Origin of the sequence: Bacillus luti (genome assembly GCF_009739945.1) — a bacterium.
GTDB lineage: Bacteria > Bacillota > Bacilli > Bacillales > Bacillaceae_G > Bacillus_A > Bacillus_A luti.
This window is the reverse complement of sequence record NZ_CP040336.1, coordinates 1,407,497-1,425,002: the sequence shown is the minus strand read 5'-3', so window position 1 is coordinate 1,425,002 and position 17,506 is coordinate 1,407,497. Positions and strand designations below refer to the sequence as shown.

Sequence of the window (17,506 nt, the reverse complement as noted above, 5' to 3'; positions counted from 1 at the left end):
AAACGTACTATGTTACCTTTAATTCCCGAAGTAAATTCTAATTTTCGAACCTTCTTTTACTTTAGCCCCAGCTTCTGGTGATTGTTTAATTACTTTCTCTCCATCACCACTTATATCAAGCTTCAAATCGACAAGCTGCGTCTGTAAATCTTTCTTTTTCATACCAATTAAATTCGGGACTTCCACAGTTGGTGTATCGCCCCATTTATATTCTCTCTCAACTTGTTCTTTTCTCGGTTTCACTCCCATAACAGGAAGTGCATCTCGAAGGATATTCCCAACAATTGGAGCCGCTACTACTCCACCAAACTGCGTGACTCCTTTTGGATTATCAACAGCAACATAGACAACAATTTGCGGATCATCTGCTGGAGCAAAACCAATAAAGGATACAATATAGTTATTTTCTAAATATTTTCCATCCTTTACCTTTTGAGCAGTTCCTGTTTTCCCACCTACGCGATATCCATCAATATATGCACCTTTACCAGACCCTTTCGCTACAACATTCTCTAATGCGTAACGAACTTTTTCTGAAGTTTCCTTGGAAATAACTTTCCTTTTCTCAACAGGTGTCTTTTTACTGACAACTTGATTATTTTTTGGATCGATAAATTCCTTAGCTATATACGGTTGATACAACGTTCCGCCATTTACAGCTGCAGCTACTGCTGCTACTTGCTGTATTGGTGTAACAGAAACACCTTGACCGAACGAAGTCGTTGCTTGCTCGACTGGACCGACTTTATCTAAATTAAATAAAATCCCGCTACCTTCGCCTTGCAAATCAATGCCTGTTTTCTGTCCAAAGCCGAAATTACGAATGTATTTAAACAATCGGTCTTTACCAAGACGATCACCTAGTTCAATAAATCCTGGGTTACAAGAGTTTTGAACTACTTCTAAAAACGTTTGGCTACCATGACCTCCTGCTTTCCAACACTTCAATCTAGCTCCACCAACTTCAGCCGCTCCATCATCATAAAACGTATCTTTCTCTAAGTCTACTAAATTTTCATTCAAAGCTGCGGCTAACGTAATGATCTTAAATGTTGAACCAGGCTCATATGTACTCCATACAGGTAAGTTTCTGTTATATACCTCAGGAGAGACACTTTGAAAATCTGCTGGATCAAAACTCGGCCGGCTTGACATACCTAAAATTTCACCATTTTTCGGATTCATTGCAATTGCAATCATACCGTCTGGATTATACGTTGACTCTGCAATATTCATTTCTCTTTCCATAATTCTCGTAATTCGTGCATCAATTGTTAGCCCCAAATTCAATCCAGCTTCTGGTTTTTTGAAATCATCACCAACGTTAGGCATTCTCTGTCCTTTCGCATCTGCAAAAAAGCGCACATGACCTTTATCACCATTTAGCTCTTTATCATAATATTTTTCTAGTCCCATGAGACCTTGGTTATCACTACCTGCAAACCCTAATACATGTGATAAAAAGTTTCCAAATGGATAGTACCGGATCGAATCCTCTGCGATATACACACCTTTCAAACTTAATCCTCGTACCTCTTTCGCTTTGTCATGTGATATTTTCCTTCCGCCTTTGTCTAACCTTACAATTGACTCTTTTTTTGTAACTCTCTTATAAATCTCATCTTTTTCCACACCTAATACTGCAGCTAGTTTCTCTGCAGTCTCTGCTGGTTTTTCAATTTGCCTTGGTACAACAAAGACAGTTGGGGCACTTTTATTCGTGGCAAGTTCCACACCATTTCGGTCTAAAATCTTCCCCCGTTCAGGTTCAAAAGTAATATTACGACTCCATGAATCCTTCGCACGATCCGTTAACATATTTCCAAGAAAAAACTGCACATATCCAAGACGAATATCAATGATAGTGAAAATAAGTATACCCGATATAAGTATAAAAATAAGTCGTTTTCTAACTGTTACATTTGATACACGCATATTGGAACAAGCCTCCTTTACGCCTAGCTTGTTCCAATATATGCTTGTACTTATTTAATTAGAACTTTTCGCTTCTTACCATTACGGTTTTTCTGCTTCTTGTTGCGGTTCGAGTGGTGGTACGAGTGTAACACCTAATTCTGTACCCGGTTGCAATAATGTTCCTTCTGCTACACTTTGTTCGGTTACGTACCCAGTGCCAGAAGGTTTTAAATTAAGCTGTAATGTTTTTGCTAAATTCATAACATCACGCAGTGCCCAACCTTGTATATTCGGCATTGTAGGCTTATCTCCCACTAAGAAGACCCGATCTCCTCTTAATGTTTGTTCAGTCGCTTTTGGTACTTGTTGCTGTACTTTTCCTTCACCTAATACGATTGGACGGAGTTTTGCTTTATCGATTGCTTTCCCTGCTTCTGCCATCGTTTTTCCAGTTACATCTGGAACTGCTGTTTGTTGCTCTTTCAAATATTTTTTTGGATCTTTCACTTCATTCGGCTTAATCTTTAAATACTCTAAACTATTTTTTGTTACATATTTAAAGATATCAGCTAAAGGCTGTGCGCCATTTTCATCATCTTTTAACTTCGGCTGTTTAACAGCCACATACACAACAAGTTGTGGGTCGTCCATCGGTGCCATACCTAAGAATGAGAATATATAATTCTCTCTTCCTGTCATATATCCACCTTTTCCATCGGGAATTTGTGCTGTCCCAGTTTTACCACCCACTGAATACCCATCAACTTTATATGCGGTTCCTGTTCCTTTAGGTGATGTAACAACGCGTTCTAATAACTGCCTTACTTGCGCTGCTGTTTCTTTTGTAACAGGCTTTCCTACTTCTTCTGGTTTATGTTCTAATTTTACTTTCCCTGTTATCGGATCTACAATTTTATCAATTGTATAAGGTTTCATCATTTTCCCATCATTTGCAATAGCTGTTGCAGCTTGTACAAGTTGAATAGGCGTTACAGTAGAACCTTGTCCAAATGCTGTTGTTACTTGCTGTATTTGCTGATCGAATAAAATTGTATTTGAACCTTCACCAGGTAAATCAATATTCGTTTTTTCATCTAATCCGAAAGCATGGATATATTTACGAAAACGTTCCGGACCAAGCTTTTGATCACCTAAAATAGCAAATGCTACGTTTGAAGAGCGCTCTACCCCTTCATCAAACGTAATAGAGCCCCAACCAGCACCACCGTTATGATCTTTTATTTTCCGATTACCAACTTGGTATGTACCAGATTGATAATAATCTTGTCCTTTGTACACACCTTCATTAATAGCGGCCGCTAATGTGAAAATCTTCATTGTTGATCCAGGTTCAAATGCATTTGCAATCGCATCATTAAAGAAATATTTAATTTGACGCTCATTTGGATCATAACTAGGTTTACTAGACATCCCTAATATTTTTCCGGTTTTCGGATCCGCAACAATCCCTATTAAACTTTCTGGCTCATAATGCTTACTCGCAGCTTTCATCGCATCTTCTAAATAACTTTGAATACGTTGATCCATTGTTAAATACACGTTATCTCCATTTTTAGGAGCCTCTACGTTAACTTTTCCGCCATCGAGAGATACACCTTTACGATCACCTGTATAAGCTACTTTCCCATTAGAAGCACTTAAATATTTATCCAAACTTTGTTCTAAGCCAAATTGACCTACCGAAGTTCCTTTATCATTTGGTTTCGCATGACCTATAACGTAAGATGCAAAATCACCATTTGGATATACTCTGGCATTTTCTGTAATGAAGGATATTCCAGGCAACTTCAACGCTTCTATTTGTTCCTTCTGCTCTTTCGCCAGATCCTTACCTAGCGTTCCGAATTCAACTTGACTTCTACCTTCTTTATTTAATGCAGCTAAAATATCTTCTTCACCTTTTCCGAGTACTCCCGCAATTTTCTTTGCGGTATCCTCTTTATCCTTAACAGGATTAGCACCTTTTAATTCTGCTACAAGTTTATACGAATTTGCGTCTTGCGCTAACACATGACCGTTTTGATCATAAATTGTTCCTCGATTCGCTTCGAGGACTCCTGTTTTGCTATGTTTTTGCTTAGCAAGTGTATCCAAATCTTGGTTATGCACAGTTCCTGTCGCTTGTATGTAAAAAAATCGGGCTAATAACAGCAAAAAGAGCAGGAGGAATAATATCATAAAATACCCTGCTCCCTTATTGGTATGAAATTTAGTCATATTACTCTTCATCTTTCCTTCACACCTATTGCCTTACTTGAGGCCCTTCACATTATTTGCATTAATTTCTAGCCCGTGTTTTTTTGCAACTTCAGCGATTCGCTCATAACGACTTAACTTCTCTACTTCAGCCTGTAACTCTTGATTTTCTTTTTGCTGCTTCACAATTTTTTCTTCTATTGTCGCTGCTTCTACATTAACTTGATACAGGCCCGCTTTATTTCCAATAAACGCTACGCAGGCATACAATAAAAAGCCAATAAACGCTACATATAACAGTTTTTCAATTCTTGTAATTTTTGCTTTAACTTTTGGTTGAACCATCTGCTGTGGGGGTGTTTGAATCTGGACCTCTTCTTGCGCTTGTTGCTTATACTTTACAGCTAAGTTACTCATACCTCTCTCCCCTTTTTATCGTTTTTCAGCGATCCTCAACTTCGCAGAACGCGCTCGATTATTTTCTTCTAGCTCTATATCAGAAGGTAAAATCGGCTTTCTTGTAATAAGTTTTAATTTTGGTTTGAATTCCTCAGGAATAATTGGTAATCCTGGCGGCAATTGTGGCGTTGTACTATTTCGCTTAAACGTTGTTTTACAAATACGGTCTTCTAAAGAATGGAATGTTATAACACTGATTCTTCCACCTGGCTTGACCATACTAATTGCAGATTCTAAAGCTTCTTCAAATACTTTCAATTCATCATTTACAGCAATACGAATCGCCTGGAACACACGTTTCGCAGGATGTCCACCAGTTCTACGTGCAGGAGCCGGGATACCCTCTTTAATTAGTTCTACTAACTCTCCAGTCGTTTCAATAGCTTTATTCTCACGATACGCTTCAATTTTCCTTGCTATTTGTTTTGAAAATTTCTCTTCACCATACTGGAAGAAAATTCTTACGAGTTGTTCATATGACCAGCTGTTTACAACATCATATGCTGTTAATGGGGCATCTTGATCCATCCGCATATCTAACGGTGCATCATGATGGTAACTAAAGCCACGCTCTGGTGTGTCTAATTGTGGAGATGAAACACCTAAATCGAATAAAATACCATCTACTTCTGTTATACCTAATTCCTGTAGTTTTTCAGATAAATAACGGAAATTGCTCTTTACTGTTACAAACTGCTCACCATATGAAGCAAATTTTTCTTTCGCATTTTGAATCGCTATCTCATCTTGATCAAAAGCTATTAATTTCCCGCCATCAGTTAATTGGGATAATAGATAAGAACTATGTCCTCCTCCCCCCAGTGTACAATCTACATATGTACCACCTGGCTTTATATCTAAGCCGTCTACCGTTTCTTTCAAAAGTACTGTTACGTGTTTAAACATTGTTGCACCTACTCTTTTTCCAATTAATTATGTTGAATGCATTCCTTCCTCTACACGCTTATTTCACGATTAGAGAACGAAATACTACTAAAGAACGACTCATTTAACTTGCCTACAAAGGCAGCATACTATACAAATCGCTATTTTCTTTTATTATATACTAAATTTTATCATCTTTTGCGGGAATTTAAATAAAAAACTGTCGAAAAAGATAATAATACGTTTACATTTTGTGCTATTTTGTCATATATTTAAGTATCCTGCCTACATACAATCTTCATTGTTTTAAAATTGATAATTCAGAAAAATTATACTTCACAGTAAATTCAACGAGACAAAAATAAAATCCTGCTCCGAAGAGCAAGATTCTATAGTTTTATAACATGATGTTTTCCATCCCAAGAAAATGAGTTTTCCATTACTCGCTCAACAAAATCTAAACCGAACTGATTTAAATAATAGCACACATTCCAAACGCGCTCTTGCGGCGCTCCTAGCGGACGAAGTGCACATTGTATATGACGGAATTTATTTAGCTGAACCTCATGTTTTTTCTCAACATTCTTTTTCAACATTCTTTCCAACAGTTCAATTTGTTCATTTATTTTCAATTCATTTTTTCCTGCAAATTCACTTAATCCTGGATCTATCTTCTTCACAAACTGCTGTAATGATGCGTGAATATCCATTATTTCTTTTTTCGCACCTACAAATCGCTCATCTATCGGTTCCTCTATTTGATTAGACAACCAGTTCTCACGAAGTTTATCTACATTCTTTACAAATGGATCACTCTCTTGTAATTGTAAATCTTTCACATCTGTCGCTATATCTCTCTCCAAATAAGAAATTGTAATACGTGGAACGACAGGCGGCATTCGGAAACCGACAGTATGAAATACTTGTTGCAATTCACTCCAGTAGGCTAATTCTCCTGGACCTCCAATAAACGCAAGCGTAGGAAATACATACTCTTGCATAAGCGGGCGTGTTACAACATTATTACTAAAACGTTCTGGATTTCTTTCCATCTCTTCGATTAATTCTTCATAAGAAAGGGAATACGCTCCATCTTTCCCAACAAATTTCCCTTTATTCTCTTCAAGTAGTACTCGCTCATTATCAATTTCCATGAATATATGCACCGCATTATTCTTTGTTTCAATAATCGGTTTATATCCTAATTCTTTAATTACTTCCTGTTGATTATGAAGCCCCTCCTGCACTTCTTTATACTTACCTATAATTTGTTTAAAGAACGGCACTTCTAATTTTCTCAATTCAGGATGATGTGAATCAACGAGAATTAAACCAGAGCTAATGAACATTTTAGTAATAAGGTAACCAAAGAAATCTACATACGTATTCGATTTTTCCAAAGCATCATCAATAAATTGTAATACATCCTTAGTAAAATTCGTTTCGGGATACGTTTTAAAAATCTCTTCAATCCACTTTCTACAGTCTTCCACAGAAATTTCCGACTCTGAAGCACTCGCCTTTTTCGGATTACGATCATGAAAAATAGTCTTTTTAATGTTTTTATTCTTCATTACGAAAGTATGATTAATTTCATCCATATCATGGTCTTCACCAGCAATCCAGAAAACAGGAACAACTTTAACACCTAAACTTTCTTCCTTTTCCTTCGCAAGCTGTAAAATTGAAATAATTTTATGAATTGTATAAAGCGGCCCAGTTAATAGCCCTGCTTGTTGTCCAGCTATAACAACATATGTATTTTCATCTCCAAGCGCTTTTACATTTTGAATTGTAGTTTCTCCCGCTTGTAATTTTGTATTATATTCTAATAAATGCGCTACTAAATCTTGACGGAAAAACTCTCTCTCACGCAAATCATGTAAACGCTGTTTAAAAGCATCTTCTGTTAACATATAATCAAAACACGACTGTATCTCTTTCTCACCGTTCATATAGTCCGCTACAACACCTTGTTGCGGAACAGAGATTTCTTTTATCTCCATATAATTCTTCCTTTCGTATCCTGTTCTCTCACCAATCCACATTGTAGTCAATGTTTCACGTAAAAGCAAAGAATAACACTTATACTTTTACTTCTAATCCTTTTATTGCATCGAACAAAAATTGTAGTGTCGGAACTGGTCTTTGTTGTTTCTTAGCTTCTTCTAATACATATCCAATTATCGCATTGATTTCCGTTTGTCTATTCGCTCTCACATCCGCCAACATAGATGATGTATTACGAGACGTTCTTTCACATACATGTCGTACCATCTGCCATACAATTTCTTTTTCTTCTTTCACAAGAAAAACCGCTTCCTGAAATACTTGCTCCATCATTTGATAAAAAAACGGATTAGAAATCAACTCTCCATTCTGAACTCGTAATAACGCCGTCAACGGATTAATACATACATTAACTACTAATTTTTTGTGCATAACGTCCTTCCAATCAGATGCTATTTGAAGAGGAAAATGAGGAGAGGAAAAACAATCAAATATTTTTTCAAAATATATAGATTGACCGCGCACTATACCAAACTTTGTAACACCTATTCCTGTATGATGAACTGTATGCATCCCTTCTTTTTTCGCACCATGTTCTACAATCCCAACAGCTATATTCTCATTCCCTATTTTCTGCATAGCATGCAAATGTGACATTCCGTTTTGTAAAAAGATTAATGATGATTCTCCCTGCACAAAAGATAATATGTCAGTTATATGATATTGCTTTACGGCAATAAATATAAAGTCTAATTTCTGCTTTGGCATACTCTCTATTGGTAAAACCGATGGGAATACCGTTTCATATACCCCATCCCTAATACAAGTTACACCCGTTATATTCAATTCCTCAGCCTGTTTAGCCGTTCTTGTAAACAACGTAACATCTTGATTACTTTTTTGTAAATAAAATGTATACAATAGACCGATAGCACCCGGTCCTACAATCCCAATTTTCATCTTCACACAAGGAACTCCTATGAACAAGTTACATAAGTTCCCTTGCCCTCCCCCCTTTATATCTTCCTAAATTACACTAATACAACTAATGATTTCACTGTTTCCCGGCAAATAAATGCAACCTCTTCTTTCACTATGTATATACTACCTATTAATACGCTTCTACTCTTAGTTTAGCAAATCCTCAAAAAAATAATAAAAGAAATATACTATCTTCTTCATAAAAATCAAAAAATGAGTTATAATATTATTATAAATATTTTTACTTTTCTGTATTCAATAACATAAGAAAAGGACGTGATGTAATGGGATTCCCAAAAGTTGAGCGTTTGCTCATCAATTATAAAACATTAGATGAATTTAAAAAATTTAAAGGTTGCGGAGCTCAAGAACTATCCATGTTAGAAGAATTACAAGCAAACATTATTGAAAATGATAGTGAATCTCCATTTTACGGTATCTATTATGGTGGATCATTAATTGCACGTATGAGCTTATACATGAAAAGAAACGGCGGAGAGCCCTTTGAAATTACAGGTACTTACCTAGAACTCTATAAACTTGAAGTGTTACCGACTTTCCAAAAACAAGGATATGGAGAAATGCTTGTAAATTATGCGAAACAACTGCAATTCCCAGTTAAAACAATTGCACGTATCCACTCAGCTGGTTTTTGGGATAAATTAAATTTCCAACCTGTATCAGTACCTGATGGTGATTTTTATGTTTGGCACCCAGAAACAAATTTGAATGCGGTTACAAATGAAGAATCTGCTTAAAAATAAAAAAACAGCTACATAGCAGCTGTTTTTTTATTTCTTTAATTTCTCTAATTTTCCATTGGAACGAGCGCTATTTCTTTCCGCAACCATTACACTTCTTTTTTGATCGATATAATCAAGTAATGTCCTATATTCTTCCTCATATACTGATAATCGCTCCAAAAGACGCTCTCTCTCTGTTTGTAACGATTCAATTTGTTGTTGCAGCACCATTAAAGAATTTTCATCTTTATAATTTTGCAAGAAATCAATAACATCATTCAATGTAATTGACGTAGGCTCTAATACCTTCGTTTCTTTCACTTCATAATTCTCTACTTTACGCAATTGCTTCGCTTCTTCAATACGTTCTTTATATTGCTTTCTAACATAAGAATTCCATCTAAACCCACATGCTGCTGGTGTACGAGACAAATGTCTTCCCACTTCTTTAAAGGCAGAAAGCTGTGTTCCACCTTCTCGAATATGCCGGAGTACTACTTCTGCCAGAAGCAAATCTTCATCATCAGTCCAAGCATCTTGTCTTGTTGTCGCCATCTCTCTAGTCCTCCCTATGCATTTTTTATTAAACATATGCAGTTACTAGAAAAGATAGAATACACCAACTAAAGAATTAGACAAAAAAAATAAACGCAGAAGATATCTTCTACGTTTATTTTCCCGCAATTACTTGCTGATTACTTCTTTACCTTTGTAAGTACCGCATGCTTTACATACACGGTGAGCTAATTTCGCTTCACCACAGCTTGGGCACTCTACCATACCAGGTACTGATAATTTGAAATGCGTACGACGCTTTCTTTTTACTGTTTTAGAAGTTCTTCTAAAAGGTACAGCCATTCTTCCCACCTCCTTAAAAGAAATAGTTATTTTCATATGAAGGCCTGAACCAGTCTTCCGATTATTTGTCAAAAAACTTTGCAAGTCCTGCCAATCTTGGATCAACAGGCTTTTCTTTGTTTTCTTCCGAAATCACTTGCCAGTCTTGACCTTGCGTCGGTGCTCCACCAGAAACATCATCACTGAAAATTTGCATTGGAATCTCCAAAAGTATATTTTCCTTGATTACGGGCAGTAAGTCAAGTACTTCTCCTTCTAAACAATGAATTTCAGCTTCTGTTTCAAAATCTTCTTGTGAAGTTTGGAACACCTCAGTTGTTTTAATGTCAAATGGTAATGTCACATCTACTAAAGAGCGAGAACACGGTAAAACCATGCTTCCAGTTATATGTAGATGAAACGTAAACTTACCGGAGCCAAAATCAACTCTTCCTGTTACATGAACAGGATTAATTTCACGAATATCTTTCTCGACCTCTTTTAGCTCACTTACATCTACCATCTCATCCAATGTCAATCCTTTATTTCTCAATTTATTCAATTGATGGATGGACCATTTCATATCATATCACCTCAAGGCAACAAACAAAATTATAGCTAGCCATTTTATATTTGTCAATGTTTTTTCTTTACACTATAATGAAGTCATCATAGTAAATAATATATAGAGTATCATGTTTTTCAAAAAGATGCTACATCGAAAGGAGAGATTACCATAAAAGCCAGTGGTATTGTTGTTGAATATAACCCTTTTCATAACGGTCATGATTATCATGTGCAACAAACAAAAAAGTTAACACACTCTGATATTACAATTGCCGTTATGAGTGGCCCTTTTTTACAGCGTGGTGAGCCGGCACTCCTATCTAAATGGTACCGCACCAAAATGGCGTTAGAAAGCGGCGTAGACCTTATTGTAGAGCTTCCATACGCTTTCGCCACACAAAAGGCTGAAACATTTGCAAATGGCGCTATTTCCATTTTAAACGCCTTACATGTTTCTGAAATTTGTTTCGGTAGTGAAGATGGAATAATCGAAAATTTTTATAATACCATCTCTGTACAAAAAAATGAAGAAGAAACTTTCAATCGACTTGTTAAACAATTTATGAAAACAGGTAATAGTTACGCAAAAGCTACATCTGAAGCCTTCCTGCATATTTTACCATCCGAAAAAAACATAGACATGTCTCAGCCAAATAACATTTTAGGCTTCCAATACATGAAAGCAATTCTCTCGCAAAATAGTTCTATGCAAGCTCAAACGATAAAAAGATTTGCCTCTCATTATCATGATGAAACATTTACTGATCAACATATCGCAAGCGCAACCAGTATTCGTAAACAGCTCTTTAACGAGAATAGTTCATTTACAGCAATTGAGCCCTTCATCCCAAAAGCAACCGCTTCACTTTTAGCAAATTACAAACAAAGCTATGGGGTATTACATAATTGGGAACAATATTTCTCATTTTTTAAATACAAACTCATGACGATGTCTCCCAAGGACTTACAACATATATATGAAATAGAAGAAGGCTTAGAGCATCGCATTTTATCAAAAATACAAAACAGTTCCTCTTTCTATTCATTCATGGAGGCATTAAAAACTAAACGTTATACATGGACTAGATTACAAAGAGCTTGCACACACATTTTAACCAACACAACAAAAGAAGAAATGCATAATGCAAATATAGAACAGCATGCACCTTATATCCGCCTACTTGGCATGTCACAAAAAGGACAAACTTACCTTTCAAAAAACAAGAAAAAAATAGAACTTCCAATCCTTACTCATACAAAAACTTTTAATCACCCCACTTTAGATATAGAGCGAAAAGCAAATTCTGTCTATTTCTCCATCATGCAAGAACCATTACGGACACAACTACTAAAACAAGACGTAACACACCATCCAATTCGTTACGATGAAACAACTGCAACATTTCTATAAGAAAAACCTCTCTTTTTCAGAGAGGTTTATTTTTTATCATCCATTTTTTCTAAATACGTTAATGCATCATCCAACGTGTCAACTGGTACAATTTTCATTTTTGTTTTAATATCTTTCGCCGCCTCAAGTGCATCTTTATAATTCGATTTCTCCGCACCTTTTTCATTTGGCGCAAAGAACACTTCAGCACCAGCATCACTAGCAGCTACCACTTTTTGCTGAATACCACCAATTGGGCCAATTTCGCCTTTTTCATTGATTGTACCCGTTCCAGCAATCTCGTGCCCTTTTGTTAAATCTTCTTCTACAAGTTGATTATATATTTCTAATGTAAACATTAAACCTGCTGATGGCCCCCCTATTTCATGCGAGTCAATTTTCACTTTCGGATCTACTACTAATTCTCGTTCCGTCACAATAGAGACACCTATACCAACACGCCCATTCCCATTTGGGATTGTCTTAACATTTAAATTTTCTTTAAGTTGCTTTCCACTTCTCTTGTACTCAATACTTACTGTATCGCCCTCTTTTTTTCCAGTCATATACTCAATAAATTGCTCCGTCTTTTCGAATGTTTTTCCATCAACAGCTATGATGACATCCCCAAGCTTAAGCTTTCCTTCCGACGGCATTCCCTTCGACACTCCCGCTACTAAAACACCTTTATTTTCAAAAGAAACAGAACGATTTGCACGTTTATAAGCATTGTAAATCGCTGCATTTTGCGAATCTTTCATTGCATAATTTTGGCGGAATTGATATTCTTCATCACTCTCGCCTCTTTGTAATATTTCTTCCGCCTTCGATACATGTGTATATTTGTTAAACTGCGCTGCTATTAAATTCACAACATTTGCCGGCCCCATTGAAACCGTTACAAGCATAAAATCACCAGATTCTTTTGTTCCACCCTCAACTTGAACATACGGCTCTAATTTTGCAGCCATTCCTGGTTTTGTTACATAATACGGCAAACGTACGTAAACAAGTAACATCGCCAATATTACACCTATTAAAATTGCATATATAAACCGAAAACGCTTAAACATTATGTTTCTCCTTCCACTGCTCAATTAATAAATAAATATTTGAAACATGTTTTTCCGCTTCTACTTCTCCGACTTGAATAATGTCTTCAATGTTTGTAAAAGCACGTGAACTAAATTGTTCCACAGCTGGTCGCATCATTAAATCTGATGCAATTTGCCGATTCATCACAAGCTCATGTTGCATAATTTCAATACTCTGCATAATCACATCATAAATAGACGTAACCTCACCATTCACCTTAATCGGAGATACATCAACAGCAATAACAATATCAGCGCCTAACTCCTTCACAACCGATACTGGAATACGATCAATAACTCCGCCATCCACTAATAATCGCCCATCTACTTTTTCTGGTACAAACACCCCAGGCACCGATATGCTAGCCCTCACTGCATCTGCAACAGGACCACTTGTAAAAACTACCTTTTCCCCTTTCAAGATGTCAGTAGCCACAACAGCTGTCGGGATATCTAACTCTTCTAAATTTTTATTATATGTAAACATTTTAATCATATCTTTGACACGTTTTCCAGCAATAAATCCCATTTTCGGAACCGTGAAGTCTAAATAATATTTCCTCTTGAAAACAGTCGCCATTTTATACAGCCTTTCAACGTTACTGCCAGCTGCATAAAATGTACCTATTAAAGCTCCCATGCTACTTCCCGCAATCATATGAATCGGTATACCATTTTCCCTCAAAACTTTTATAACGCCAATATGAGCAAATCCTTTCGCTCCCCCAGATCCAAGCGCTAAACCAATTTTCGGTTCTTTCATTTTTCTCACCCTTTAACTTTTTTCATTCCTTTTTCATACTTATGGTCTAAATTCACCACGTATCCACGTATACTGAAATGAACGTTTTTTGGGACAAAGGGGGATTTACTTACATGTATGAAAAATGGAAAACGGCTTTACTTACCATATCAACACTGTTTTTAACCTTTTCTCTTGTACTCCACCCCCAAGCTGCTTTGCAAGCTTCCATTCGAGGGTTAAATATATGGTGGGAAGTTGTATTCCCTTCTCTATTACCGTTTTTCATCATTGCGGAACTTCTAATTAGTATTGGTGTTGTAAAATTTATCGGTGTTATATTAGAACCACTTATGCGACCACTGTTTCGCGTTCCAGGAATAGGCGGATTTGTTTGGGCAATGGGAATGGCTTCAGGTTTTCCTGCTGGCGCTAAATTAAGCGCTAGACTACGCAAAAGCAATCAACTCACACAAATCGAAGCAGAACGCCTCGTATCTTTTACTAACTCTTCTAATCCACTTTTTATTTTCGGAGCCGTTTCTATCGGTTTTTTCAATAATCCGAAATTAGGAATCGTATTAGCTGCCGCACATTATTTAAGTAACTTTGCCGTCGGGTTACTGATGCGTTTTTACGGTAATAACACCACTAAAACAAATGATAAACACACTACTAAAAAACGGCCTTTTCAAAACCCTTTTTCACTTCTTCACCAGACACGCATGCAAGAAAAAAGACCAATAGGAAAATTACTTGGGGACGCTATCGTTTCTTCTATTCAAACGCTACTTATGATTGGTGGATTTATTATTTTATTCTCTGTTTTAAATAAAATGATTACTGCATTTCATATTACAACAGCCCTTTCTTTTATTATGCAACATATTTTATCATTCTTCCAACTAACTACCGAATTTAGTATTCCGATATTATCTGGCATTTTTGAAATGACACTTGGAAGCCAAATGATTAGTCAAATAAATGAAACACCTCTTCTGCAACAAGCTATGGTAACAAGCTTCATTTTAGCGTTTAGCGGTCTTTCTATTCAGGCACAAGTTGCTAGCATATTAGCTGAAACTGACATCCGATTTAAACCATATTTTTTCGCACGGATTATTCAAAGCATTCTCGCTCCTATGTTTACTTTTATATTTTGGAAACCATTTTACGAAAAAGTCAATTCTTTCTCACCCATGCAAAAAGATATTCCCGTATTTTTATCAAATCATTCTTCTATACTGCATGAAATTTGGACATCTTTCGTACAATACGGACCGATATTCACATTATTTTGTTTATATGTATACGTTATCTTATTATTTTTTCGCAACAATAAAGAAAAACCCCGTTCACTTTAACGGGGTTTGAAACTTTTCTTTTAAAGCGCGCTCTACAATAGGTGGTACAAGATCTACTACACTTCCTCCATATCTCGCAACTTCTTTCACAATACTCGAGCTTAAAAATGAATATTGGTTGTTCGTCATAATAAAGAAGGTTTCAATGTTTTCATCTAATTTTCGATTCATAGAAGTGATTTGCATCTCGTATTCAAAATCAGATACCGCTCGTAAACCACGTAATATCGCGTTTGCATTACGCATTTTTGCATACTCCACCAATAATCCACTATGTGAATCTACTTTCACATTCGGGATATCCTTTGTTGCTTCACGAATTAATTCTAAGCGCTCTTCGACTGAAAAGAACGGTTTTTTTGATGAGTTGTTTAAAACAACTACATATACCTCATCAAATACTTTTGCTCCCCTTTTAATAATATCCAGATGCCCTAGGGTAATTGGATCAAAACTTCCTGAAGAAATAGCTATACTTGTCATTCCGTCCCCTCACCTTCATACTTATAAATCGATATCGCCGTAATACCATAATTCTCAGCCCGCACTTTGGCAAGCCCCCCTATGGAATCAGGTAAAACTACATCATTACCATGCTCTGCCATAATTAATCCATCACTATGTAACAATCCATGTTGATCCATCACACTAATTAAAGATACAATTTTTTGCTCTTTATATGGCGGATCAATTAGTATAAGATCAAATGACATTTCGCGTTTTATAAGCGCCTTTACCGCACGCTCTGCATCATTCCGATATACTTCAGCTTGTTCCTGTATTCTACAACTTTCTAAATTTTGATGGATTACTTTTATTGCTTTACTATCTCGATCAACAAAAATCGCTTTATCAATCCCTCTACTTATAGCCTCAATTCCAAGGCCACCACTACCACCAAATAAATCAAGAGCAATGCCGCCATCAAAATACGGCCCTATCATATTAAAAATAGACTCTTTCACTTTATCTGTCGTTGGACGTGTTGTATTACCAGGCACCGCTTTAAGTGGGTGTCCTTTACATTTACCTGAAACTACTCTCATCTGTTGTCACTACCTTTATTTCAATCTATCGAGCAATTATAGAAAATCCTTCTCAATTCAGTAACCGCTCGCATTTTTTATGTATTCATCTCACCATTCGCTAACACGAATCCATTATGTATATTAATTCCACTTTATCTTTTTTATCCTATCATAAATTAAAAAAAAGAAAAATAAAAAGCCCAACATAAAATTTATTTTCATTGATGTATATCTTCATTTAGATTGGACATAAATAATTATAACAACATCACCTTCGATGTTGTTGCCAACCGCGGAGAAGACTTACGTTTCCCCATAAGTTCTTCCTCCGGTTTCTCCTCTCCCTTTGCCTTCTTACTAGTACATACTAGTATAAGAAGGGCCCTGCTTTGCAGGGTTTTTTTTATTTGTCTACTTTTCATTTAAAAAGTGAGATGGTACAGTAAAAGAAAGAGGAGGAAAAAATATGATTCAACGCTTTATTGAACTCGGAGAAGGCTACTCTGATTTATATGAATTACTTGAAATTGCCAAAGCAAATCAAGAACGTATAACCCACATGTTACAATTCGAAACGATAAAAAATGAAAAAAAAGTTTGTTCACTTGTTGTAATATTAAAACCAACTACTGCTGGTGATTTCCAACCATTATACATATGTCGTGAAGGCATTCCTATGCTTGAAAATAAGAAAAGTAAACGTGTCATTTTATTCGAAGAAATGGCAGAACAACTAGGAAAAAAAGTGACTACATTTACTGTAAAACCGTCCTCAACTTTCCCAGAAAAAGAACTATTTTTCAATCATTTAATTGGTATTTTACGAATGAACAATTTCATTCCTCCAATGAAATAACATTTTATTTCAAACGAAAAAATCCCCTGCTAAACGTAGCAGGGGATTTTTTGCATTAACTATAATCGTATTCTTTTGCCCGATCTGGACGAGAATTTTCAAATTCTGTTTTTAAAAACGGGCGGTACGACTGTTCTATCTTTTTCACAAAAGGAAGTTTGTTCAACTTATGCATCATATGCTCAATTTGTTCCATATCACAATATACAACTGCATATTTCAAACGCTTTGATATGTAATGTATGTTACCATATTTCCTCAAAATCTTGGCATGTTTCAATGAGTGTAAATAAACAATCATACTTTGTCGTTGCCCGAACATAATCTTCTCCATCTTCTCCTTTTAAAAACTTAAATTTTTATATTCTATGAAAACCAATCAGAAATTTATGACATTATAGAACAAACTCTGTATA

General features: G+C 36.0%; 18 protein-coding genes. 4 read left to right on the top strand and 14 right to left on the bottom strand.

The genetic code is table 11. From position 1 onward, the window contains the following. Positions 1-18: 18 nt before the first annotated feature. The 6 genes from EUC40_RS07495 to panE form a co-directional block, all read right to left on the bottom strand. Positions 19-1,935 carry a stage V sporulation protein D gene (locus EUC40_RS07495; protein ID WP_001266242.1) on the bottom strand — a complete coding sequence of 639 codons (1,917 nt, stop codon included), beginning with the start codon at positions 1,933-1,935 and terminating at the stop codon, positions 19-21. Positions 1,936-2,016: 81 nt separating this feature from the next. Further along, positions 2,017-4,167, bottom strand: a complete 2,151-nt coding sequence (locus tag EUC40_RS07490) for a penicillin-binding protein (RefSeq protein ID WP_455424246.1) — start codon at positions 4,165-4,167, stop codon at positions 2,017-2,019. Between the two features lie 21 nt (positions 4,168-4,188). Then, positions 4,189-4,551 carry a cell division protein FtsL gene (gene ftsL, locus EUC40_RS07485; protein WP_000067084.1) on the bottom strand — a complete coding sequence of 121 codons (363 nt, stop codon included), beginning with the start codon at positions 4,549-4,551 and terminating at the stop codon, positions 4,189-4,191. Positions 4,552-4,566: 15 nt separating this feature from the next. Continuing rightward, on the bottom strand, positions 4,567-5,499 hold the full coding sequence (rsmH, locus tag EUC40_RS07480) for a 16S rRNA (cytosine(1402)-N(4))-methyltransferase RsmH (RefSeq protein WP_071713190.1): 933 nt from the start codon (positions 5,497-5,499) through the stop codon (positions 4,567-4,569). Between the two features lie 368 nt (positions 5,500-5,867). After that, complete coding sequence (gene bshC / locus EUC40_RS07475) at positions 5,868-7,484, bottom strand: bacillithiol biosynthesis cysteine-adding enzyme BshC (RefSeq protein ID WP_156574269.1); 1,617 nt, start codon at positions 7,482-7,484, stop codon at positions 5,868-5,870. A gap of 79 nt (positions 7,485-7,563) precedes the next feature. Continuing rightward, on the bottom strand, positions 7,564-8,454 hold the full coding sequence (gene panE, locus EUC40_RS07470; protein ID WP_156574267.1) for a 2-dehydropantoate 2-reductase: 891 nt from the start codon (positions 8,452-8,454) through the stop codon (positions 7,564-7,566). A 299-nt stretch (positions 8,455-8,753) separates the two neighbouring features. Between panE and EUC40_RS07465 the strand changes: the two genes are divergently transcribed. After that, entirely contained in the window at positions 8,754-9,227 is a 474-nt protein-coding gene (locus EUC40_RS07465) for an N-acetyltransferase (protein WP_000506705.1), read from the top strand. 33 nt (positions 9,228-9,260) lie between these two features. Here EUC40_RS07465 and EUC40_RS07460 read toward each other — a convergent pair whose 3' ends face one another. From EUC40_RS07460 to EUC40_RS07450, 3 genes are all read right to left on the bottom strand, one after another. Continuing rightward, the gene (locus tag EUC40_RS07460; protein WP_000246477.1) at positions 9,261-9,767 is read right to left on the bottom strand and encodes an RsfA family transcriptional regulator; all 507 of its coding nucleotides are present in this window, start codon (positions 9,765-9,767) and stop codon (positions 9,261-9,263) included. Positions 9,768-9,896: 129 nt separating this feature from the next. Then, positions 9,897-10,070: a 50S ribosomal protein L32 gene (gene rpmF / locus EUC40_RS07455; RefSeq protein WP_001984764.1), complete on the bottom strand. Its 174-nt coding sequence runs from the start codon at positions 10,068-10,070 to the stop codon at positions 9,897-9,899. Positions 10,071-10,131: 61 nt separating this feature from the next. Next, positions 10,132-10,632, bottom strand: a complete 501-nt coding sequence (locus tag EUC40_RS07450) for a YceD family protein (protein WP_000872143.1) — start codon at positions 10,630-10,632, stop codon at positions 10,132-10,134. A 213-nt stretch (positions 10,633-10,845) separates the two neighbouring features. On the opposite strand from EUC40_RS07450, the gene EUC40_RS07445 reads away from it, so the two are divergent. Next, positions 10,846-12,027: a nucleotidyltransferase gene (locus EUC40_RS07445; protein WP_244322183.1), complete on the top strand. Its 1,182-nt coding sequence runs from the start codon at positions 10,846-10,848 to the stop codon at positions 12,025-12,027. A gap of 26 nt (positions 12,028-12,053) precedes the next feature. Here the strand turns inward: EUC40_RS07445 and EUC40_RS07440 are convergent, their stop codons facing one another. Both EUC40_RS07440 and EUC40_RS07435 read right to left on the bottom strand, forming a co-directional pair. Continuing rightward, positions 12,054-13,079 (bottom strand): SepM family pheromone-processing serine protease, encoded by a 1,026-nt coding sequence (locus EUC40_RS07440; protein ID WP_156574262.1) that lies wholly within the window; start codon positions 13,077-13,079, stop codon positions 12,054-12,056. Continuing rightward, complete coding sequence (locus tag EUC40_RS07435; RefSeq protein WP_000662600.1) at positions 13,072-13,863, bottom strand: patatin-like phospholipase family protein; 792 nt, start codon at positions 13,861-13,863, stop codon at positions 13,072-13,074. Before EUC40_RS07435 ends, EUC40_RS07440 begins: the two co-directional genes overlap by 8 nt. A gap of 113 nt (positions 13,864-13,976) precedes the next feature. Here EUC40_RS07435 and ylbJ point away from each other — a divergent pair, with 113 nt between their 5' ends. Further along, complete coding sequence (gene ylbJ / locus EUC40_RS07430) at positions 13,977-15,206, top strand: sporulation integral membrane protein YlbJ (protein ID WP_156574260.1); 1,230 nt, start codon at positions 13,977-13,979, stop codon at positions 15,204-15,206. Here the strand turns inward: ylbJ and coaD are convergent. Continuing rightward, the gene (gene coaD / locus EUC40_RS07425; RefSeq protein ID WP_000200601.1) at positions 15,198-15,689 is read right to left on the bottom strand and encodes a pantetheine-phosphate adenylyltransferase; all 492 of its coding nucleotides are present in this window, start codon (positions 15,687-15,689) and stop codon (positions 15,198-15,200) included. The genes ylbJ and coaD overlap by 9 nt on opposite strands. Next, positions 15,686-16,252, bottom strand: a complete 567-nt coding sequence (gene rsmD / locus EUC40_RS07420; RefSeq protein ID WP_071713185.1) for a 16S rRNA (guanine(966)-N(2))-methyltransferase RsmD — start codon at positions 16,250-16,252, stop codon at positions 15,686-15,688. The genes coaD and rsmD overlap by 4 nt, the downstream gene beginning before the upstream one ends. Before the next feature lie 448 nt (positions 16,253-16,700). Between rsmD and EUC40_RS07410 the strand changes: the two genes are divergently transcribed. After that, positions 16,701-17,090, top strand: a complete 390-nt coding sequence (locus EUC40_RS07410; protein WP_156574256.1) for a DUF7147 family protein — start codon at positions 16,701-16,703, stop codon at positions 17,088-17,090. A gap of 55 nt (positions 17,091-17,145) precedes the next feature. On the opposite strand, the gene EUC40_RS07405 is transcribed toward EUC40_RS07410, so the two are convergent. After that, on the bottom strand, positions 17,146-17,412 hold the full coding sequence (locus EUC40_RS07405) for a YlbG family protein (RefSeq protein ID WP_002093356.1): 267 nt from the start codon (positions 17,410-17,412) through the stop codon (positions 17,146-17,148). Positions 17,413-17,506: the final 94 nt, after the last annotated feature.